Origin of the sequence: Roseibium suaedae (assembly GCF_900142725.1) — a bacterium.
In the GTDB taxonomy this organism is placed as follows: Bacteria; Pseudomonadota; Alphaproteobacteria; order Rhizobiales; family Stappiaceae; genus Roseibium; species Roseibium suaedae.
Window position 1 is genome coordinate 1,441,572 of sequence record NZ_FRBW01000002.1, and the last position, 20,996, is coordinate 1,462,567.

At 60.4% G+C, this 20,996-nt stretch carries 21 protein-coding genes; 15 read left to right on the forward strand and 6 right to left on the reverse strand.

Annotated features, from left to right (window positions below):
• Positions 1-64: 64 nt before the first annotated feature.
• Genes BUA94_RS13585 through BUA94_RS13600 form a run of 4 tightly spaced genes read right to left on the reverse strand, consistent with a single transcriptional unit; the run spans position 65 to position 4,552 of the window.
• Positions 65-910, reverse strand: a complete 846-nt coding sequence (locus tag BUA94_RS13585) for a hypothetical protein (RefSeq protein ID WP_084081995.1) — start codon at positions 908-910, stop codon at positions 65-67.
• The gene (locus BUA94_RS13590) at positions 907-2,535 is read right to left on the reverse strand and encodes an acyl-CoA synthetase (RefSeq protein WP_073013687.1); all 1,629 of its coding nucleotides are present in this window, start codon (positions 2,533-2,535) and stop codon (positions 907-909) included. Before BUA94_RS13590 ends, BUA94_RS13585 begins: the two co-directional genes overlap by 4 nt.
• On the reverse strand, positions 2,532-3,701 hold the full coding sequence (locus BUA94_RS13595; protein ID WP_073013688.1) for an acetyl-CoA acetyltransferase: 1,170 nt from the start codon (positions 3,699-3,701) through the stop codon (positions 2,532-2,534). The genes BUA94_RS13590 and BUA94_RS13595 overlap by 4 nt, the downstream gene beginning before the upstream one ends.
• Positions 3,702-3,730: 29 nt before the next feature.
• Positions 3,731-4,552: an IclR family transcriptional regulator gene (locus BUA94_RS13600; protein WP_073013689.1), complete on the reverse strand. Its 822-nt coding sequence runs from the start codon at positions 4,550-4,552 to the stop codon at positions 3,731-3,733.
• Positions 4,553-4,747: 195 nt separating this feature from the next.
• Between BUA94_RS13600 and BUA94_RS13605 the strand changes: the two genes are divergently transcribed.
• From BUA94_RS13605 to BUA94_RS13625, 5 genes are read left to right on the forward strand one after another with little or no spacing between them, the layout of a single operon-like run.
• Complete coding sequence (locus BUA94_RS13605) at positions 4,748-5,770, forward strand: TRAP transporter substrate-binding protein (protein ID WP_073013690.1); 1,023 nt, start codon at positions 4,748-4,750, stop codon at positions 5,768-5,770.
• A gap of 60 nt (positions 5,771-5,830) precedes the next feature.
• Positions 5,831-6,364, forward strand: coding sequence for a TRAP transporter small permease subunit (locus tag BUA94_RS13610; RefSeq protein ID WP_073013905.1), 534 nt, complete (start codon positions 5,831-5,833; stop codon positions 6,362-6,364).
• 3 nt (positions 6,365-6,367) lie between these two features.
• Positions 6,368-7,735, forward strand: a complete 1,368-nt coding sequence (locus BUA94_RS13615) for a TRAP transporter large permease (RefSeq protein WP_073013691.1) — start codon at positions 6,368-6,370, stop codon at positions 7,733-7,735.
• On the forward strand, positions 7,732-8,550 hold the full coding sequence (locus BUA94_RS13620) for an SDR family NAD(P)-dependent oxidoreductase (protein ID WP_073013692.1): 819 nt from the start codon (positions 7,732-7,734) through the stop codon (positions 8,548-8,550). The genes BUA94_RS13615 and BUA94_RS13620 overlap by 4 nt, the downstream gene beginning before the upstream one ends.
• Before the next feature lie 22 nt (positions 8,551-8,572).
• Positions 8,573-9,325 carry an SDR family NAD(P)-dependent oxidoreductase gene (locus BUA94_RS13625; protein ID WP_073013693.1) on the forward strand — a complete coding sequence of 251 codons (753 nt, stop codon included), beginning with the start codon at positions 8,573-8,575 and terminating at the stop codon, positions 9,323-9,325.
• Positions 9,326-9,368: 43 nt separating this feature from the next.
• On the opposite strand, the gene BUA94_RS13630 is transcribed toward BUA94_RS13625, so the two are convergent.
• Positions 9,369-10,127 (reverse strand): IclR family transcriptional regulator domain-containing protein, encoded by a 759-nt coding sequence (locus BUA94_RS13630; protein WP_073013906.1) that lies wholly within the window; start codon positions 10,125-10,127, stop codon positions 9,369-9,371.
• 109 nt (positions 10,128-10,236) lie between these two features.
• Here BUA94_RS13630 and BUA94_RS13635 point away from each other — a divergent pair, with 109 nt between their 5' ends.
• Genes BUA94_RS13635 through pcaF form a run of 3 tightly spaced genes read left to right on the forward strand, consistent with a single transcriptional unit; the run spans position 10,237 to position 12,846 of the window.
• The gene (locus BUA94_RS13635; RefSeq protein WP_073013694.1) at positions 10,237-10,968 is read left to right on the forward strand and encodes a 3-oxoacid CoA-transferase subunit A; all 732 of its coding nucleotides are present in this window, start codon (positions 10,237-10,239) and stop codon (positions 10,966-10,968) included.
• Positions 10,969-10,970: 2 nt separating this feature from the next.
• A complete protein-coding gene (locus tag BUA94_RS13640) occupies positions 10,971-11,642 on the forward strand; it encodes a 3-oxoacid CoA-transferase subunit B (RefSeq protein WP_073013695.1) in 672 nt (223 codons plus the stop codon).
• 1 nt (position 11,643) lies between these two features.
• The gene (pcaF, locus tag BUA94_RS13645) at positions 11,644-12,846 is read left to right on the forward strand and encodes a 3-oxoadipyl-CoA thiolase (RefSeq protein ID WP_073013696.1); all 1,203 of its coding nucleotides are present in this window, start codon (positions 11,644-11,646) and stop codon (positions 12,844-12,846) included.
• Positions 12,847-12,930: 84 nt separating this feature from the next.
• On the opposite strand, the gene BUA94_RS13650 is transcribed toward pcaF, so the two are convergent.
• Complete coding sequence (locus BUA94_RS13650) at positions 12,931-13,653, reverse strand: GntR family transcriptional regulator (RefSeq protein WP_084082030.1); 723 nt, start codon at positions 13,651-13,653, stop codon at positions 12,931-12,933.
• 125 nt (positions 13,654-13,778) lie between these two features.
• Between BUA94_RS13650 and dctP the strand changes: the two genes are divergently transcribed.
• The 7 genes from dctP (at position 13,779) to BUA94_RS13680 (ending at position 20,309) form a co-directional block, all read left to right on the forward strand.
• Positions 13,779-14,804 carry a TRAP transporter substrate-binding protein DctP gene (gene dctP, locus BUA94_RS13655; RefSeq protein WP_073013697.1) on the forward strand — a complete coding sequence of 342 codons (1,026 nt, stop codon included), beginning with the start codon at positions 13,779-13,781 and terminating at the stop codon, positions 14,802-14,804.
• A gap of 83 nt (positions 14,805-14,887) precedes the next feature.
• Positions 14,888-15,409 (forward strand): TRAP transporter small permease subunit, encoded by a 522-nt coding sequence (locus tag BUA94_RS13660; RefSeq protein WP_073013698.1) that lies wholly within the window; start codon positions 14,888-14,890, stop codon positions 15,407-15,409.
• Entirely contained in the window at positions 15,399-16,715 is a 1,317-nt protein-coding gene (locus BUA94_RS13665) for a TRAP transporter large permease (protein ID WP_073013699.1), read from the forward strand. The genes BUA94_RS13660 and BUA94_RS13665 overlap by 11 nt, the downstream gene beginning before the upstream one ends.
• 10 nt (positions 16,716-16,725) lie before the next feature.
• Positions 16,726-16,890 (forward strand): hypothetical protein, encoded by a 165-nt coding sequence (locus BUA94_RS23600; protein WP_175558038.1) that lies wholly within the window; start codon positions 16,726-16,728, stop codon positions 16,888-16,890.
• Positions 16,891-16,894: 4 nt separating this feature from the next.
• Positions 16,895-18,628, forward strand: a complete 1,734-nt coding sequence (gene araD, locus BUA94_RS13670) for an L-arabinonate dehydratase (RefSeq protein ID WP_073013700.1) — start codon at positions 16,895-16,897, stop codon at positions 18,626-18,628.
• A gap of 50 nt (positions 18,629-18,678) precedes the next feature.
• Positions 18,679-19,587 (forward strand): dihydrodipicolinate synthase family protein, encoded by a 909-nt coding sequence (locus tag BUA94_RS13675; RefSeq protein ID WP_073013701.1) that lies wholly within the window; start codon positions 18,679-18,681, stop codon positions 19,585-19,587.
• A complete protein-coding gene (locus BUA94_RS13680; RefSeq protein WP_073013702.1) occupies positions 19,584-20,309 on the forward strand; it encodes a ribonuclease activity regulator RraA in 726 nt (241 codons plus the stop codon). Before BUA94_RS13675 ends, BUA94_RS13680 begins: the two co-directional genes overlap by 4 nt.
• The last annotated feature ends 687 nt before the right edge of the window (positions 20,310-20,996 follow it).

Sequence of the window (20,996 nt, forward strand, 5' to 3'; positions counted from 1 at the left end):
CTAAATCTGCAGGCTCCGATCCTTCGTCGGGTATGGACTTCCGAATCCGGCAAAGGACCGGGATCTACTCCCCGATAAGGATCATTTCGAAAGTCACGCAGACCGGTGCGCCACCACGGATGAGATCGCCTTCGAAGAAGTTGCCGTCCGGATCAACGCAGAACATGGGCAGAAGCGGCTCTTGTCCGGAGCCCCCGCCCTTCGCGCCTTTCAGGAGCAGCACTTCGGAGATTGGCGATGCCATGGAAGGCGCATCCCTGAAGTCTGCACCAATCAGGCTGCCGATCCCAAGCACCTCGGGATTGCTGAACCCCAGTTCGGCACAAAGCTCAGCGACCGAAGTCACCAGATCCTCATGAGGTGCAAGACAGACGATAGCCGCGTTCACCCGGGGTGCGGCGACCAGCGGCTTGGGCCGGAAGAAGGAGAAATTCGTCTCGGCATCCGCCGTGACATCAAAACACCCACCGACAAAACCGTGACCGGACCCTTTGAAATTGGCTGCAACCGTGACCTGATCGGGCAGCAGATGACCGGCATGACGTCCGGTTTTCTTGTCTTCCCAATAGGCATGACAATGGAGGAACCAGTCGCCACTGCGCCGGCCGACAATGGCCGTTGCCTGCTGAAGCACAGCCTCTTCACCTGAGTGGGTCTGGCTGTACCAGGCCACATGCTCGTCATCGGGAGACTTGTCGGGCATGACATAGTTATAGGGACCGATCTTCAGGCCATCGAGCCGGATCACGGCCGTGTCACACCCCGCCTTGTCCATGGCGGCAGCCACGGCAGCCATCAGGGTCATCCCTTCCGGCAGCTCGAAGGCCAATGGCGCGGACAGTCCCCGGACAACATGACGGCGGGGCGAGGTCTTCGGTCCTGGATGCTGGATGAGGTGTGAACGGCTCATGAGGCAGTCCCTGCATCCGGCATCAGGCCCCGCGCCGTCAGCTCTTCGCGCACCAGCTTCTTGGTGATCTTGCCATAGCCGGTCTTGGGCATCTCATCGAGGAAGACGAAATGGTTCGGCAGCTTGTATTTCGCAAGCTTGCCCGCAATCACGCCCATCAACTCCTCTTCGGTGAGGCTGTGCCCCTCTTCAGCGACACAAACCGCGAGACCGACTTCCCCCCACTTCGGATGCGGGATGCCCAGCACTGCCACTTCCTTCAAGGCCGGATGGGTCAGAAGCAGCTCTTCGATTTCGCGCGGATAGACGTTGGAGCCGCCGGAGATATACATGTCCGACGCCCGGCCCGTGATGTAGAGATATCCCTCCGCATCCATGTGGCCAAGGTCCCCCGTACGGAACCAGCCATTCCGGAACGCCTTGGCATTGGCTTCATCATCCTTGTAATAGCCCGCGCAAACCGCCAGACCTGCCACGCAGATCTCGCCGCTGGCCATGGCCGGCAGATGATTGCCGTCGTCATCCTGAATGCTGATGTGAAGTCCCGTGCGCTCAATGCCGCAGGTTCCGGCTCGGGCCTGCGGACCATCTTCGATGTGATGATCCTGTCTGGGAAGAACGGTGATGCAGCCGGTAACCTCCCCAAGCCCGAAATACTGAACCAGCACCTTGCCCAGTTTCTTCAAGGCGAACTTCTGGTCCTCCCGGTACATGGGCGCACCGGCGTAAATGACGTAGCGCAGGCTGGAATGGTCGAACTCATCGACCGAGGGATGCTCGACCAGCATTTTCACGATGGTCGGCACGGTGAACATGTTCGTCACCTTGTGGCGCTCGACGATCTGCCAGGCCATGGCCGGATCGAACCGCCCGGAAGGCAGCAGCACACTGACGGCACCCACGGCGATCTGGTTGAGCTGGTGCATGCCCGCCCCGTGAGACAGGGGCGCAACGACCAGACTGACATCATCCACCGTCGAGGCCGGCAGGAGATCATTCAGGTGATTGACGATTGTGAAGGTCAGCTGGCCATGGGTCAGAACCACGGCCTTCGGGCGCCCCGTCGAGCCGGAGGTGAAGAACAGCCAGCAAGGGTCGTCCCGGTCCACATCCGCATTGGGCACATCGACGCCCAGGGCTCCGGCAATCAGGTCTTCGTAAGAAGGACCGAACTGCGAAACACCGATGGAAATCACGCCGGCAAGGCCCGGAATGGCCTGTTTGCAAGCTTCTGCATGTGCAGGAAATCCTGCCTCGCAGACCATCAGGGCCGCTTCCGCCTTCTGACCCAGAAAGGCGACCTCGTCCGGCCCCTGGCGGAAGTTGGACGGAACCCAGACAGCGCCGAGCCGGAAACAGGCCAGCATCACTTCGGTGATCTGGTTGTTGTTCGGCGACTGCACCAGAATGCGGTCGCCATGCCGGACACCGTATTTCTCCCGCATCACCGAGGCGAGAGCGGACACACGCTTGTCGAGATCTGCCCAGGTCCAGGTGTCGTCTCCCCAGATGATGGCCGGACGATCCGCAAAACGGCGTGCATTGCGGGTCAGGAAATGAGCGATGTTGGTGGTGCGGGTGGACCAGGGAAGGGCCATGTCCCTATTGGGGGTCTGCGTACTCATTTCACTCGCTCCAGAATGGACACATAATTGGCAACGGCGGCGCCGCCCATGTTGAAGACGCCAGCAAGCTGGACATTGTCCAGCTGCATGTCACCAGCCTCGCCTGCGAGCTGCATGGCGGCCATCACATGCTGGGAAACACCGGTTGCCCCCAGGGGATGCCCCCGCGACTTGAGCCCGCCGGACGGATTAACCGGGAGCTTGCCATCCCTGGTCGTGACGCCGTCGCGGATGACCCGACCACCCTGGCCACGCTCTGCAAGACCCATGGCCTCATATTCCAGAAGCTCAGCGATGGTGAAACAGTCATGGGTCTCGACCATGTCGAGATCATCCAGGGTCAGCCCAGCCTCTTCCAGAGAAGCTTTCCAGGCACCGCGTGCGCCCCGGAATTCGGTCACATCCCGCCGTGAAAGTGCCAGTACATCATTCACCTGATTGCGTGCGCGAAAGGCAATTGCCCGGTTCAGCGTTTCGGCAACTTCAGGAGCGGCCACCACGATTGCCGCAGCCCCATCAGAAATGAGCGAGCAGTCCGTCCGCCGCAAGGGGCCCGCGACGAGCGGGTTCTTGTCGGAAACCGTGTTGCAGAACGCAACCCCAAAATCCTTCTGCATGTGGGCGTAAGGGTTCAGCAGACCGTTACGATGATTCTTGGCCGAGATCATCGCCAGCTCTTCGGAATGGTCACCGTTTTCCTGAAAATAGGTTTGGGCGATCTTGCCGAAGATTCCCGCAAAGCCAGCTTCCACCTGGTCTTCCTCGGCCCGGTAGCAGCCGCTGAGCATGATGTCCCCGGCCCGGGACGTCGGAACGGCCGTCATTTTCTCGGCGCCAACCACAAGGGCAACCTTGCCGCGTCCGGCGGCGATGAAATCCATGGCTGCATAAAGCGCTGCGGACCCGGTGGCACAGGCATTTTCAAGCCGGGCTGCAGGCACATTGCGCAGGCCATCCATTGCCATGCCCACCAAGGCCCCTTCGAATGCCTGCGGCGAGAAGCCATTGTTGAAGACACCGACAAAGATGCCATCGACATCTTCAGCGCCAAGCCCCGCATGGTCCAGTGCTGCCGGCACCACCTCCGCCATCAGCCCCTCCAGGCCTGGCGTCTCGGACTTGCCGAACTTGGTGTGAGCCCAGCCCACGATCTGTGCGTGTTCCATTTGTCCTCCTCCCGCACCAGTCCCTTCAGCTAAGCCGAGCTTGGACTGTTGAAATCGAGCTTTCTGTTGAGTTTCCGTTCGATCACGCGTTTCTCCCGCTTCAGGAGATCTGCAATTAGCTGCTGGCGCTCAGGCGTCATCCGCGTATCGATGGCCGCCACGGACAGAGCACCAATCGGCTCTCCTCCCGGACCGAGGATGGCGATGCCCAGCGCCCAGGAGTTCGGCAGATAAAGACCCGGATTGACCGACCAGCCCCGGGCCTGCGTCTCCTGCACATGCTCCCGTAGCAAGGCCGGGGAATAGCCCGGATAGTCACTGGCCAACAGCTCGGCCGTATCCTCAATGACCTCTTCCCCCTCGCGCTCGCCGAGAGCGGCAAGGATCGCCATGGCTCCCGCGCCAACGCCAAGCGGATGGCGCTGCCCCGCCTGAAGCGCGTGGGTGCGGATCGGATAGGGTCCATCCTCCCGGTGCAGGCAGATTGAATGAGATCCGCGCCGGATGGAGAGGAAACTTGTGTCGCCGCTGTCCCGCGACAGAGCAATCAGACTGTCCATTGCCAGATCAAGCAGGTTGAAACGGCGGCTGGCCATCAGACCGATGACGTAACTTTCAGGCCCGAGCGCATAGGTCCGCTTGGCTTCATCCTGCTCGACGAAGCCTGCCCGAATGAGCGCTAGCAGCATGCGCCGCACCGTAGGACGGCTGAGACCACTCTCCTCCACCAAGATATTGATCGGGACAGCTTTTCCACCCGAGCGGGCAAGCGCAGACAGCAAGCCCAACGCCCTGTCGACGCTCTGAGCCCCCGCTGCATCACCTGATTTTTGCTGCGTCGCAGTATCCATATTATGGATATTTCCAATTGCCAATTGATGGCATTCTGAAGCTAATTTTCAAAATGCGCAATAGAATGGCGTTTTTCTCTTACATTTCTTGTCAGATGACGTTACGCTTCATCCAGCGCATACATCCACTATATGGATATACGCCTTCTGAGAAGGCTAAGTCACGACGATGAACGCGCGTTGGGAGGAAACCATATGAAGACTTTTGCCCTTGCCGCTGCTGCGGCATTGTCTCTCACCTATTCCGCTTCGGCCGAGACGCTTGTCATGCAGAGCGTCTACCCGTCGTCCTTGCCGCTCCTGGGAGACAGCGGCATCAATCTGACGAAGCAGGTCGAAGCTCTGACCAACGGCGAGCTCAAGATCGAGTTCAACGAACCCGGCGCAATCGTCGGCGGCAACGAGATGTGGGATGCGATTTCCACCGGCGCCGTTGACGCCGGCTGGTACAGCCCGGGCTTTGCCCAGGGCATCATTCCTTCGGCTGCAATCTTCACCGCCGTGCCCTTCGGCCCGGACATCCGCGCCTATACGGCCTGGTGGTACTACGGCGGCGGCAAGGAAGTCTGGGCGGACATTACCGCCAAGTACAACATTCATACCGAACTCTGCGCCATTCTGGTTCCTGAAGCTTCCGGCTGGTTTGCCAAGGAAATCAACAAGCCTGAAGACCTCAAGGGCGTGAAGATGCGCATCTTCGGTCTCGGCGCCGCGGTCATGGGCAAGCTGGGCGTGGAAGCCCAGTCCATGCCGGTTGCCGACACCATGACCGGTCTGCGCCTCGGCACCATCGATGCAGCGGAAGTGTCCTTCCCGCTCATCGACAAGGCGGTCGGGATGAACGAATACGCCAAGCACTATTACTTCCCCGGCTGGCACCAGCAGACTTCACTGATCACGTTCATTGCCAACCAGGACGTCTGGGACGGCCTGAGCGAACAGCAGCGCACCGTCATCCAGACCGCTTGCCAGGCCAATGTCGCCATGACGGCAGCGGAAGGCGAAGCCAAGCAGCTTCAGCCGCTGGAAGACCTGAAGGCTGCAGGCGTTCAGGTTCATCAGTGGAATGACGAGATGATGGGCGCCTTCAGCAAGGCCTGGGATGAAGTTGCCGCCGAGCAGGCCGCAGCCGATCCGGACTTCAAGCGCGCCTGGGAGAGCCTGAGCAACTTCCGCGCGACGTTCAAGACCTGGTCTGACCTCGCCTATCTCAAGTGATCCGCAGGGCCGGGAGCAATGCTGCTTCCGGCCCCCTTTTCACTTTTTCAGGTAGATCCAATGAACACCTTGCTGCGGCTATCAGATTTGCTGGCCACACCCTGCCGTCTTGCCGCCCGTCTGTGCGGATGGCTGCTGCTGGTCCTCATGGCGGTCATCATCTACGACGTGGTCGGCCGGCGTTTTTTCTCAACGGGTTCCTTCAAGCTCCAGGAGCTTGAGTGGCACATCCATGGCACAATTGCCGTGCTGTGTTTCGGCTGGGCCTATCTTGCCAATGCCCATGTGCGGATCGATGTCTTTTCCGCCAACATGCAACGCAATACCAAGCTCTGGATCGAAATCTTCGCCATTGCGGCCTTCCTCATTCCCTTCATGCTGCTGCTGACCTGGTTTGGCTATGACTTCGTCCTGCGCGCCTTCGAACGCGGCGAAGGCAGCCCCGGCGGCGTCGGCCTGCCGAACCGCTGGATCATCAAGTCCATGATCCCCATCGGCTCCATCCTGACCATTTCCGGCGGACTGGCCGTGCTGTTCAGGGCCATCGTCGCCCTGCGCCGTCCAGATCTCCTGCAAGACCCCTGGGAGCGATAAGCCATGCTCGAGCTCGTCTCCTCCATCCTGCCGGGTGCCATGTTCCTGTCGCTGATCGTGCTGCTCTTCTCCGGAGCGCCGGTCGCCATCATGCTGATGGGCATCAGTCTCGTCTTCGGCCTTCTCGCCCTTTGGACCGGTGACATGAAGCTGGTTCACGCCACGCTTCTGCCGAACCGGATCTTCTCCGGCACCATCGACAATGCGGTTCTGGTCGCAGCTCCCATGTTCATCTTCATGGGGCTGATCATGGAAAAGACCCGGATCGCGGAAGATCTGCTTCTGACCCTTCAACGGCTGATGCGCGCCATCCCCGGCGGTCTCGCCCTCGCCGTCATTTTGATGGGAACGATCCTGGCCGCAGCCACCGGCATCATCGGCGCCTCTGTCGTGATGCTGACCATGCTCGCCATTCCGACGATGATCGAACGCGGCTATGACAAGGGTCTGTCCGCAGGCACCGTTGCCTCGGCCGGAACGCTCGGCATTCTCATTCCGCCATCGGTCATGCTGGTCTTCATGGGAGATCTCCTGTCGGTCTCCCTTGGCCGCCTGTTCGTTGCCGCCCTCCTCCCGGGCCTTCTCCTGGCAGGTTGCTACGTCGTCTACATTGTCGTCCGCTCGTTCCTTCAGCCGTCGCTCGCACCCAAGGCACCACCTCCCACAGCAGAGGAAACCGAAGGGCTCTGGCTGGAAACGGCAAAGTCCGTCGTCGCTCCACTGATCATGATCATCGCCGTCCTCGGCTCGATCCTTGGCGGCGTCGCAACACCGACCGAAGCCTCCGGTGTCGGTGTCGCCGCAGCCCTTCTGCTCGGGCTCCTGCGGGGGCGGCTCTCCATGAAGGCTCTGAAAGAGTCCATGGACGGCTCAGTCGTCTCCCTCGGCATGCTGTTCTTCATCTTCGTAGGTGCGACGGCCTTTTCCTACATCTTCCGGAAAGTCGGCGGCGAGCATTTCATCGTTGAAACAGCCCGTGCCCTGCCCCTGGGCGACTGGGGCCTGCTGATGTCGATGATGGTCATGATTTTCATCATGGGCTTCTTCTTCGACTGGATCGAAATCACCCTGATCATGCTGCCGATCTTCGCCCCTGTGGTGGCGCTGATGGACCTTGGCGACCATGTCGAGAAGACGCAGATGATCTACTGGTTTGCCATTCTGGTATCCCTGAACCTGCAAACCAGCTTCCTTACGCCTCCATTCGGCTTCGCGTTGTTCTATCTGAAGGGGGCGGCCGGAAACATGCTGACCATGAGCGATATCTATCGCGGCATCGTGCCCTTTGTTCTTGTTCAGCTTGTACTTCTTGGCCTGGTCATCGCCTTTCCTGAAATCGCGCTCTGGCTTCCAAACCTGGTGATGCAATGACGTCCACCTCCAAGTCCGGCAGAGTGGCCGGGAAACGTATCGCCGTGATTGGCGCAGGCTCTGTCGGCCCCGGCTGGGGCAATGGCAAGGCAGCCGCGGTTCTCTATGCGCGGGAAGGCGGCAGGGTTCTCGCCGTCGACCGGGACAAGGCAGCCGCCGAGGAAACTGTTGCCCTGATCCGCAGCGAAGGCGGCACCGCCGAAAGCTTCGTCGGCGACATGACCGACCCTGCGGCTGCGCAAGCAACAATCTCTGCGGCAAATGACCATTTCGGCGGTCTCGACATCCTGCATTTCAACGTCGGGATCAGCACGCGCGGCGGTCTGGAGGCGACGAGCTATGAAGACTGGCGCAAGGTCTTCACGGTCAATCTGGATGCGGCCTTCCACATCACCAAGGCAGCCCTGCCCGTCCTGGAGAAAGACGGAGGCGGCGCGATCGTGTTCATCACGACGCTCGCAGCCCATCTCAATGGCCCTTACCCCTATGTCGGCTATGAGACCTCCAAGGCAGCGCTCAGCCGCCTTTCGAAAAGCATCGCCGCCGAATACGCGGCCCGGGGCGTCCGGTCCAACACGGTCGTTCCCGGCATGATCGATACGCCGCATGTTCTGGCCCACGTTGCCACCTCGACCGATGCGGCTGCCGTTGCCGCAGCACGCGCTGCACAGGTGCCGATGAAGCGCCAGGGCACCGGCTGGGATGTGGCAGAGGCCGCGCTGTTTCTTGCGTCCGATGCGGCCGGTTTCATCACCGGCACCGATCTTCCCGTCGATGGCGGCATGTCCATCCTGATGGGCAATGCCTCACTCTGATCTTTCTGGAGACCACCTTCCCATGACACAGAAACTTGCTCTCGTGACCGGCGCGGCCCGGGGCATCGGCCTTGCCACCACCCGGCTTTTCCTGCGCGAAGGCTGGCAGGTGGCCATGATCGACCGGGACGTTCCCGCATTGGAGGCGGCAGCCGCCGACCTTCAGGGCGTTGAAACCTTCGTGTGTGATGTGTCCATTCCCGATGCCGTCGACCAGCTCTTCAAGGACGTGCTCGCCCGCTTTGGCCGGATTGATGCGCTGGTCAACAACGCAGGCGTTGCCGACTTCGGCCCGATCGAGGAAACCGACTTTGCCCGCTGGCGCAGAGTAATGGAAACCAACCTGGATGGTGTCTTCCTGATGACCCAGGCCGCCGTTCCCGCTCTGAAGGAGACAAAAGGCGCCATCGTCAACATCGCCTCGATCTCCGGTCTGCGCGCCTCGACCTTGCGTGTTGCCTATGGCACCTCAAAGGCAGGCGTCATCCATCTGACCAAGCAGCAGGCGGCAGAGCTGGGTGAATACGGCATCCGCGCCAATTGCGTCTGCCCGGGCCCGGTGCGCACGAAGCTGGCCATGGCTGTCCACACGCCGGAGATCATCGCCGCCTATCACGACGCCATTCCGCTCAACCGGTATGGTTCCGAAGAGGAAATCGGTGAGGTGATCGTCTTCCTCTGCTCTGCCAAGGCAAGCTACGTCACCGGCCAGGTGATCGCTTCCGATGGCGGTTTCGAAAGCACCGGCGTCGGTCTTCCGGCTCTTCGCACTTGAGCACGTCTTGCGTCCGGCGCGGGATCAAAGCCGGACGCAAATCCTATCGCAGAACTCTTCGAAGACCGTCCTGCACCTTGAGAAGCGCGGCAAGATAAAGCGGCACAAGATCCCCGGCTTCTGCCTGGACCGCCGCAACGCCTGTATTCAAGGCCGCGACCATTCGGCCGCTGCTGCCATAAAGAGGCACGGCGATGGATCTCAGGCCACTCTCCACCTCCTGATCGATCACCGCGTATCCTTGCTCGCGCACAAGACCAATCCGCTTCATGATCTCCTCCGGATCCGTCAGACTGAAGGCCGTACGCGGCGTCAGGTCGGAGGATTCAATCAACGCCCGCGCTTCGGCTTCCGGCAGGCCGGACAGGAGCACGCGGCCCATGGACGTGCTGTGAGCAGGCAACCGCGAACCGGGCATCAGGCCAATCGACATCACCCGGCGCTGAACGGCACGGGCGATATAGACGATCTCGTTCTCGTCCAGGATAGATACGGACGTGGATTGCCCGATCTGTTCGGATAGCTGATCAAGCCAGGGCTGCACCATCTGCGCCAAAGGCAAGGCCGCCAGTGCGCCCATGCCCAGACGCATGATGCGCGGCGTGAGCGTGAAGAACTTGCCATCATAGGCGGCATAGCCCAGCTCGTGCAGGGTCAGGAGGCACCGCCGCGCCGTCGCCCTGTCGAGCCCGGTGATCTCGCTCACGTCGGAAATCGCCAGCCGCGGGCGCTCCGCCCTGAAAGCCTCGATCACCTTGAGGCCCTTTGCCAGCGAGCCAATGAAATCCGTTTTGTTCAACATGCGAACAGAAATCATCACCATGCAAACAAAAGTCAATATCTGCACAAATCCCGTCGCAAGGAAGCCGGCGCAGGATTAGGGTCCGGTCACCAATTCCGCGGAGGACATCATGGACAAACGCATCGCCACGCTTACCGAAGCCGTGGCAGATATTCCCGATGGCGCGACAGTCATGATCGGTGGTTTCGGCGGCTCCGGCGCGCCAATCGAACTGATGCATGCCCTGATCGACCGGTTTCTTGCGACCGGCAGCCCGAAGAACCTGACCATCATCAACAACAACGCCGGCAACGGTCATGTCGGCATTGCCGCCCTGATCGAACAGGGCCTCGTGTCGAAGATGGTCTGCTCCTTCCCCCGCTCCGCTGATCCGCGTGTCTTCACCGAGCGCTATCTGGCGGGAGAAATCGAGCTTGAGCTCGTGCCCCAGGGCACATTGGCCGAGCGGATCCGTGCGGGCGGCGCAGGCATCCCTGCCTTCTATACGCCGACCAGCTACGGAACGGACCTTGCCAAGGGCAAGCCGGTCGCCGAATTCGATGGACGCCCCTATGTCCAGGAGCGTTGGCTGAAAGCCGATTTCGCCTTGATCAAGGCTGAGACAGGCGACGCCCACGGCAACCTGACCTACCGCATGGCAGCCCGCAACTTCTCCCCGATCATGGCCATGGCCGCTGCGAAGACCGTCGTTCAGGTCAGCCAGGCCGTTGACGCAGGCGGGATCGACCCGGAAGCCGTCATTACTCCGGGCATTTTCGTCGATGCAGTGGTCGAAGTCCGCGACCCGCAGCAGGAAGAAGCGCTGAACCGCGCAGAAGCCCATTATCCCGGAGCGCAGTGATCATGACCACCAAACTGACAAATGCGCAGATCGCCTGGCGCGCGGCGCAGGACATCACCGACGGCGCCTATGTGAACCTCGGCATCGGCTTTCCGGAAATGGTTGCCAAGTTCCAGCCAGAAGGCCGCGAGGCCATCTTCCACACGGAAAATGGCGTGCTTGGCTTCGGCCAGGCCCCGGCAGCCGGGGAAGAGGACTGGGACCTGATCAACGCCGGCAAGAAGGCCATCACCCTGAAGCCGGGCGCAGCCTTCTTCCACCATGCAGACAGCTTTGCCATGGTGCGCGGCGGCCATCTGGATGTCGCCATTCTTGGTGCCTATGAAGTGGCCGAGACCGGCGACCTCGCCAACTGGTCCACGGGCCCCAAGGGCGTTCCGGCTGTCGGCGGTGCGATGGATCTGGTGCATGGCGCAAAACGCGTTGCCGTCATCACCGATCACGTCACCAAGGATGGCAAGCCGAAGCTGGTGGAACGCTGCAGCCTGCCGCTGACCGGCGTCGGCTGCGTCACCCGCGTCTACACGTCGCTCGCCGTCGTGGATATCGAGAACGGGCATTTCGTGCTGCGCGAAAAGCTCGCCGCCCTTAGTCTGGAAGACATTCAGGCCCAGACCGGTGCGAAGTTGCATCTTGATGGCCAGCCGGCCGACCTCATCGTTCCGGAGCTCTGATATGACCGACGTGTTCATTTGCGATTATATCCGCACGCCAATCGGACGCTTTGGCGGCTCCCTGTCGTCTGTCCGAGCTGACGATCTCGGTGCCATTCCTCTGCGAGCGCTGATGGCCCGCAACACCGGCGTCGATTGGGCCGCTGTTGACGATGTGATCTTCGGCTGCGCCAACCAGGCGGGCGAGGACAACCGGAACGTTGCCCACATGTCGTCCCTTCTGGCTGGCCTTCCGGTCGAGGTATCCGGCACCACCATGAACCGCCTGTGCGGTTCCGGCATGGATGCGGTTATCACCGGAGCCCGTGCCATCAAGACCGGTGAAGCCGAGCTGATCATCGCAGGCGGCGTGGAAAGCATGAGCCGCGCTCCCTTCGTGATGCCAAAGGCCGAAAGCGCCTTCAGCCGTACGGCAGAAATCCACGACACCACCATTGGCTGGCGCTTCATCAACCCCTTGATGAAAGAACAGTATGGCGTCGACTCCATGCCGGAAACGGCAGAGAACGTCGCCGAGGACTTCAGCGTCTCCCGCGAAGACCAGGATGCCTTCGCCCTGCGCAGCCAGCAAAAGGCGGCAGAGGCTCAGGCAAGCGGCCGCCTTGCCAGCGAAATCACCCCGGTTTCGATCCCCCAGCGCAAGGGCGATCCGAAGATCGTCGACAAGGACGAACATCCTCGCGAAACCACGCTGGAAGCCCTGGCGGGCCTCAAGGCACCGTTCCGCAAGGGGGGGTCGGTGACCGCCGGCAATGCCTCAGGCGTGAATGACGGGGCAGCAGCCCTGATCCTGGCTTCGGCCGAAGCCGTGAAGAAATATGGCCTGACACCGATTGCCCGCGTTCTTGGTGGCGCTGCGGCGGGTGTTGCCCCGCGCATCATGGGCTTCGGCCCGGCCCCGGCCTCTCAAAAGCTGATGGCACGCCTCGGCATGACCCAGGACCAGTTCGATGTGATCGAATTGAACGAGGCCTTTGCCTCGCAGGGCCTGGCGACGCTTCGCGCTCTCGGGATTGCGGATGATGATACCCGTGTGAACCCGAATGGCGGCGCAATTGCACTCGGCCATCCGCTCGGCATGTCCGGCGCACGTATCACCGGAACTGCAGCGCTCGAACTCAAGGCCAAGGGCGGCAAGTATTCCCTGTCGACCATGTGCATCGGAGTCGGCCAAGGTATCGCCATTGCCCTCGAGCGTGTCTGACACTCAAGAACCCCCAACGCCGCATGCAGCATGCGGCGGTCCTGTCCCTCCGGTTCTGCCGGAGGGATTTTTTTTGCCCAGAGTTCAGACGAATTGAGGGTAGCGGGCGATGATGTCTTCGACCTGAGACAATGTCCCGCCAAGATGACCACGGACGGCAGCTTCGGTGGCCGCCACATCCCCTGCTGCGATCGCTGACAGGATCAGCTGGTGATAGTGAAGAATGTTCGCCGGCTTGCCGGGGTCGGGAAGATTGAGATTGCGAAGCCGGTCTATGTGCCCGGAACGGGATGTTATCAGGCTCCAGAGATTGACCACACCTGCTGCCTCGCACAGGGCACGGTGGAAGTGCCAATCGAGACGTGAAAACCTTTCAAGGCCTTCTTCTCCGACCGCCTCTTCCTGAAGCATGAGGATCTTCCTGGCTTCCGCAACGGAGTCCGGTCCGGCGAGGCACAGCTTGCGGGCGACCTCCAGCTCCAGCGAGAGACGCAGGAACTGGGTTTCCCGGGCATGAACGATGTCGATTTTCGAAACTTCGGTTTTCGATTGCGGATAGACCGTCAGAAGCCCCTCTTCCTCGAGCTTCAGCATGGCGTCGCGTACCGGTGTCTGGCTCACACCGTAATATTCCGCAATTTCCTGCCGGGACAATCCGCGCCCAGGTGCCAATTCCAGGGCGACAATGCGTTCCCGCAAGGCAGAGTGAATCTGCTCGCTGGCGGAGATCCGCCTGATTTTGGGGCTGCGTGCCGGATCGGCCATCCATTGTCCGTCCGCGTCGATTTCCATGCTCTGCAGTGTCATCAGGTCCAAACATACGCCGAATTCGTCTTCTCCCAATATAGGTCATCCTTGACGCTCATGCACTAATATATTAGTACATCAGATAACGGGCTGAGGATCCCGTAAGAGACCTTTGGGAGGAAAACATGAATTTGACGAAGAAAGCCGTTTTGGCAGCGTCCGTTGCCCTGCTGGCGACATCCGCACAGGCAGAAACCTTCAACATCCAGACATCATTCAACGCCGGTGATTTTTCGACCCAGTTCATCACCGACAACTGGCTTCCGAAGATCAAGGAAATGACCGAAGGCCGCATCGAAATCGTCCTGATGCCGAACGGCGCCGTCGTGCCGGCAAAGGAAACGCCTGACGCAGTTTCCGCAGGCGTTCTTGATGGTGACTTCACCTCCGTGAACTACTTTGCCGGCCGTGAACCCGCTTTCGCCATTCTGGGCGACCTGATTTCCGGCTATGACACTCCGGCTCAGATGCTGGGCTTCTGCAAGGATGGCGGCGGTGAGGCCGTGATGCAGAAAGCCGCCGACGCAATCTCGAACGGCGAAGTTCATGTCGTGGCCTGCGGCCCCTACTCGCGCGAATCCCTTCCGGCCCGCGTTGCGATCCGCACTTTTGAAGATCTCCAGGGCAAGAAGATCCGCTCTCCCGAAGGTCTTGCTGCCGCCGTGTTCCAGGCCGCAGGCGCTTCGCCCGTTTCGATCCCCTTCTCCGAAGTTTACGGTGCGCTTGAAAAGGGCATCGTCGATGCCGCAGATGCATCGGCCTACGTGAACAACGACGCAACCGGCCTGCACGATGTGGCACGTTTCCCGCTCTATCCGGGCATCCACTCCATGCCATCCATGCAGTTCACCATCAACAAGGAAAAATGGGACGCCCTTTCCGAGGCCGACCAGACGGCCCTGCGGACCTGGTGGTATGATGCCATGACCGCAATGACCGATGAAGTGGCCAAGAAGGACGCCGAGCTCGCAGCCCGGGACAGTGCCGCCGGCAAGATCGAGGTCGTCGACTGGGCTCAGGCAGACCGTGACAAGCTGCGTGAGGTTGCCCGCCAGCAGTGGGAAATCTTCGCCGAAAAGTCCCCGCTCGCCAAGGAAGCGTTCGACGCCAACGTCGCCTACATGACCGAAATCGGTCTCTTCAAGAAATAAGCCTTCCGGCTTCAACAGCCACCGCCTCTCTGGCGGTGGCTGTCTTCAAATCTTTCCCATCAGCCCGGCAACCGGAGATCGCGATGAACCGCCTTCTTGCGAGCTACGCCAATGGCATGGACCGCGTCAGCGTGTTCATTGGACAAAGCTGTTCCGTACTCTTCTTCGCCTGCATCGCGGTTTCGGCAATTGAAGTCGTCATGCGGTATGGCTTCGACCGCCCGACTGTCTGGTCAACCGAATTGGCCATGACCCTCTGTGCGTCGGCCTGGGTGCTCGCCGTCGGCTATGTCACCGAACGCAACCGGCACATCTCGATCACCATGGTGGAGACACTTGTCAGCCCCACCGTATGGCGTGTTTTCCGGCTCATTCAGATGCTGATCGCCAGCGGAGCAATCCTGATCCTGTCCCTTGCCCTGTGGGAGCCTGCAGTAAAGGCCGTCACCCGCATGGAACACTCGGGCACCGCGCTGAATTCCATCCAGCCCGCCTACCTGAAGGCTTTGATCGTCGCAGGCTGCGCGCTCTACCTCCTGCAGTTGCTGGCCAATATCATCCGCTGGTTTCAGCGCACCGAAGGGGAGTTAGACGGTGGGCATTGAACTCATCACCCTGGCGATTATCGCCTCGCTTCTGGCGCTCATGGCCCTTGGCGTGCCGCTCGGGGTAACCACCCTCACGGTTTCCCTTGCGACGGCAATCCTCTATTTCGGCGAACGTGCGGGCTTCTTCATCGTCGCCGCCAATGTCGGTGAAGTGCTGCACAAGTACGAATTGATCGCCGTTCCCTTCTTCGTGTTCATGGCCAATGTGCTGGAGCGGTCCGGCATCGCCAAATCCCTGTTCGACTCCATGGCGATCATGGGCGGGCGGTTCCGTGGCTCCGTCGCGGTCCAGACCTGTATCGTCGCCGTGGTTCTGGCTGCCATGTCCGGCATCATGGGCGGCGAGATCGTGATGCTCGGGCTGATCGCGCTGCCTCAGATGCTGCGCCTCGGCTATGACCGGAAGCTCTCCATCGGCATCATCTGTGCGGCAGGGGCGCTTGCGACCCTGATCCCGCCCTCCGTGGTCCTGATTGTCTACGGTCTGGCGGCCCAGGTCTCCATCACCAAGCTTTTCGCCGCATCCGCCGTACCCGGCCTGATCCTTGCCGCGCTCTACATCACATACATCCTGGTCCGCGTGCGCCTGAACCCTGCGCTGGCCCCGATCTATGACATTCCGGAAACAGGACTGCCGTTCTTCCAGCGTCTGAAATACCTGAAAGGCGTCATTCTTCCGGGCATTCTGATTGGTGCGGTGCTTGGCGTCATCTATTCCGGCATTGCCACAGTCACCGAGGCGGCAGCCGTTGGTGCAGTGGGCGCTCTGGTGGTTGCGGCACTTCGCAAGGAACTTACCTGGACCATGAGCCGGGATGCCATGCGTCAGACCGTTCTGACCGTCGGTTCCATCATCTGGCTGGTGCTGGGCGCAATCTCCCTGATCGGCATCTACAACCGGATCGGCGGTGGTGAATTCCTCCGGGGTCTGCTGACCTCTCTCGATATCGCGCCCATCATGGTGATTGTCGTCATGATGCTGATCGTTATGCTGCTCGGCACGTTCCTTGAGTGGATCGCCATCATCTTCATCACCGTGCCGATCTTCGCCCCGGTGGTTGTCGACCTCGGCTTCGATCCGGTCTGGTTCGGTGTGCTGTTCGCCATGAACATCCAGATCTACTACCTGTCGCCGCCCTTTGGTCCCGCCTGCTTCTTCCTGAAGTCAGTCGCTCCCAAGGACATTCAGCTGCAGGAAATCTTCGCCGCCGTTCTTCCCTTCATTGCCCTGCAAGCTGTCGGTCTGTTCCTGGTCCTGTTCTTCCCGGATCTGGCCCTCTGGCTGCCGTCCATGCTGAACTGAGGAGGTTCCGATGAAATCAAGCGACCACGACCTCACGCGCCAGGACGAGGACATGGCTCCTGAGACCTTCGAGGCGGAAGAAAACCGCGACCACAAATTCGGAAACTGGCCCGAGCTTTTCGGGGCACTTTTCACCCTCTTTGTCATTTGGCTTACATTCGCGTTCACTGGATAAGACGATGCCCCAGAAGAAGCCCCAGGATCTCCGTTCCGCCCGCTGGTTCTCGCCAGATGACCTCCGCAGCTTCGGCCACCGGTCGCGCATGATGCAACTGGGCTATTCCGAAGAGGATTTCCGGGACAAGCCCGTCATCGGCATCCTGAACACATGGTCGGAGCTCAACACCTGTCACGCCCATTTCAAGGAACGCGTTCAGGACGTGAAGCGCGGCGTGCTTCAGGCAGGTGGCTTCCCCGTCGAAATGCCGTCGCTATCCGTGGATGAAAGCTTCACCAAGCCAACCTCCATGCTCTACCGGAACATGCTCGCCATGGAGACGGAGGAGATGATCCGGTCCCACCCGCTCGACGGGGTGGTGCTGATGGGCGGCTGCGACAAGACAACGCCGGGGCTGGTCATGGGGGCAATCTCCGCCGGCGTTCCAATGATCTATCTTCCGGCCGGACCAATGCTCCGCGGCAACTACGCGGGCAAAATCCTCGGCTCCGGATCTGACGCCTGGAAATACTGGGACGAGCGCCGCGCAGGCAACATTTCCGACGAGGAATGGCTGGGCGTTCAGGGCGGCATTGCCCGCTCTGCCGGCACATGCATGACGATGGGCACAGCTTCAACCATGACCGCGATCGCCGATGCCATGGGTCTGACACTGCCCGGCGCTTCTTCCATTCCGGCCGTAGATGCCAACCATCAGCGCATGGGGGCCGATTGCGGCCGGCGGATTGTCGACATGGTCTGGGAAGACCTCACCCCCGATCAGATCATAACGGAAGCGGCCTGCCGCAATGCTGCGGTCGTCGCCATGGCCACCGGATGCTCCACCAATGCGGTGGTTCACCTGATCGCGATGGCCCGGCGGGCCGGTGTCGACCTCACGCTCGATCACCTGGACGAACTCGGCCGGATCACTCCGCTCATCGCCAATGTCCGCCCTTCGGGCAAGGACTACCTGATGGAAGACTTCTTCTACGCAGGCGGCCTTCGCGCCCTGATGAAGCAGATCGAGGACCGCCTCGATCTTTCCGCACTGACCGTCACCGGCAAGACCATGGGTGAGAACCTGGAAGGCGCTGTCGTCTACAATGACGACGTCATCCGCCCCCTGTCCAACCCGGTCTATCAGGAAGGCTCTCTGGCCGTCTTGCGCGGCAATCTCTGTCCGGACGGGGCCGTGATCAAACCGGCAGCCTGTGATCCCAAATACCATGTTCACGAAGGACCGGCCCTGGTCTTCGACAGCTATCCGGATATGAAGAAGGCAGTCGACGACGAAACCCTGGACATCACCCCGGATCACGTCATGGTCTTGCGCAACGCTGGCCCGCTCGGCGGACCGGGTTTCCCCGAATGGGGCATGCTGCCCATCCCCAAGGCGCTGATCAAGCAAGGGTATCGTGACATGCTCCGCATCTCGGACGCTCGTATGTCCGGAACGTCCTATGGTGCCTGCGTGTTGCACGTGGCTCCCGAGAGCTATGTCGGTGGCCCTCTGGCCTTGCTGAAGACCGGAGATATCGTGCGTCTCGACCTGCCGAACCGGACGCTGGACATGCTGGTTGACGAGGCTGAACTGGAACGCCGCCGCGCCGCCTGGCAGGCGCCGCAACCGCGTTTCGAGCGCGGTTACGGATACATGTTCTCAAAGCACGTGACACAGGCCGATCAGGGATGCGACTTTGATTTCCTGCAATCCGACTTCGGCCGTTCCGCAGGCGAGCCGGACATCTTCTGAGATCCCGACTGGGAAGCCTGGGCCTTCCAGTCCTCTGACAAGGCAAGATCATGGACTTGACGCAGGCATTGACCGGAGTTTCCGGCATTCTGGTAACCCCATTCGATGAGAGCGGGGACGTTGCGCCTGAATGTCTTGCGCCGATCATAGATCGCGCCCTCACGGCGGGTCTTCATCTACCCGTCGTCAACGGCAACACGGGCGAGTTTTATGCCCTGACCACCGATGAGGCCTGCCTCATGGTGCGCGAAGTGACTGCAATGGTCGGCTCCCGTGCTCCGGTCATCGCAGGCGTTGGGCGTGGCATCCGTGATGCCTGCCGCCTCGCCAAGGCTTCAGCGGATGCGGGCGCTGCGGCCCTGATGATCCATCAACCGCCGGACCCTTTCGTGTCCCCTCGTGGTATCTCGGACTATCTCCAAGCCATCTGTGACGCCTCTGGCGGATTGCCGATGATGCTTTACCTGCGCAACGATGCCATCGGCACCGGTGCAATTGCAGATCTGTGCTCATTGCCGGGCGTAAAGGGTGTGAAGTGGGCAACCCCAAATCCCATGAAACTGGCCGCTGCCAAGGCAGCCGCAAATCCGGATATCATCTGGGTCGGCGGTCTTGCAGAGGTCTGGGCCCCAGTTTTCTATGCCGTCGGCGCGCGCGGCTTCACCTCCGGCCTTGTCAATGTCTGGCCCGAGCGAACGCTTGAAATCCATGCCGCCCTGGAAGCTGGCAGGACAGCAGATGCGTTGGCGCTCATCGACGGAATGAAGGTCTTTGAAGACATTCGCGCCGAGGAGATGGGCGGCACCAATGTGACTGCGGTCAAGTCCGCGCTTCAATTGCTTGGATCTGATTGCGGCCCAACCCGGCCGCCCTCTGCCTGGCCCCTCACGGAACGCCAGATGGCAAACCTGAAATCCTTTGTATCAACCGCCAAACTGAGAGAGCTCGCGAACTCATGAGCGATTACGTACTGTCCGAGGAAACCCGCGCAAAGCTGAAAAAGGTTTCCACCGCGTCTGTTGCCACCGCCCTTTACAAGCGCGGCCTACGCAACCAGTTCATCCAGGGCGTCGTTCCGGTCGCTTCCAAGAGCGAAAACATGGTCGGCCAGGCGTTCACCCTGCGCTATATCCCGGCCCGTGAAGACCGCAACCCGATCACGGTTTTCCGCAATGCGGACCACCCCCAGCGCGTTGCCATGGAAACCTGTCCCGAAGGCTGGGTGCTGGTCATGGACGCCCGCAAGGATGCTCGTGCTGCTACGGCCGGCTCCATCCTGATCACCCGCCTCGCTTTGCGCGGAGCTGCAGGTGTCGTTTCAGACGGCGGTTTCCGTGATGCCACGGGCATTGGCGCTCTCGACATGCCGGCCTATTACGCCAAGCCCTCCGCACCGACAAACCTGACGCTTCATGAGGCACTCGACATCAACGTCCCGATCTCCTGCGGCGATGCTCCGGTCTTCCCGGGCGACGTCCTCGTCGGCGACCGCGACGGCGTTATGGTCATTCCCGCTCATCTCGCCGACGAACTGGCCGATGAATGCACTGGCATGGAATGTTTCGAGGATTTCGTTCTCGAAGAAGTCAACAAGGGTGCTGCCATCATCGGATTGTATCCACCCACCAAGGAAGAAAACCTGCAGAAGTTCGAAGAGTGGCGGAAAGAAACCGGCAGGTAAGATCTGCGAAAGCGGTAAGACCCACTTGAATAGCAATTTTGACTTATTCTTCCTGATTACGGGCCCTTCGATCTCCGCGAAAGGGTCCGTTTTTCTTGGCCACAAGACCAGATGAGGCGCGTCCACTTTGATTTTTTGGCGTACCTTGGTTTTCTGATTGTTTGCGGGAAGTCAGTGTGTTGTTTGCCCTTGAGCTTTGAGCAGCGCGCTTTTGGATATTAGCTTTTTGAGGGTTTCGGCTGTTTCGGGTTTCAAACAAAAAAATCGCTCTTTCGGACGGTTTGCTTCTTTGTTTTTCGTCTGCTGCTTTGCCGCTTTTGCCAATGGGTTATGTTGCTGACGATGTGTGGGTGGAATGGCGGAAGGTCGAGAGGATCTTTCGCCAGGCTGTCGGGCATTGTTTCAGCAAGGTTAAAACGCAAGAAGCCCCGCGTTTGGCGAGGCTTGTGTTTCATTCGGGAAGTGATTTTGTTGCGGCGGAGGATTTGAACCTGCGACCTTCAGGTTATGGTCCGCCAGGACGACGAGCTACCATGACCAGCGAAGATATAGTCTTCGCGCCAGTCATAAATGGTCATGATGTTGAGCAATTGAACGCAAAAAGCCCCGCGAATGCGAGGCTCTCCCCTGTCTCCGTTTCCAAACAAAAAAACCGCCCTTGCGGACGGTTTGTTTATTTGGTTGCGG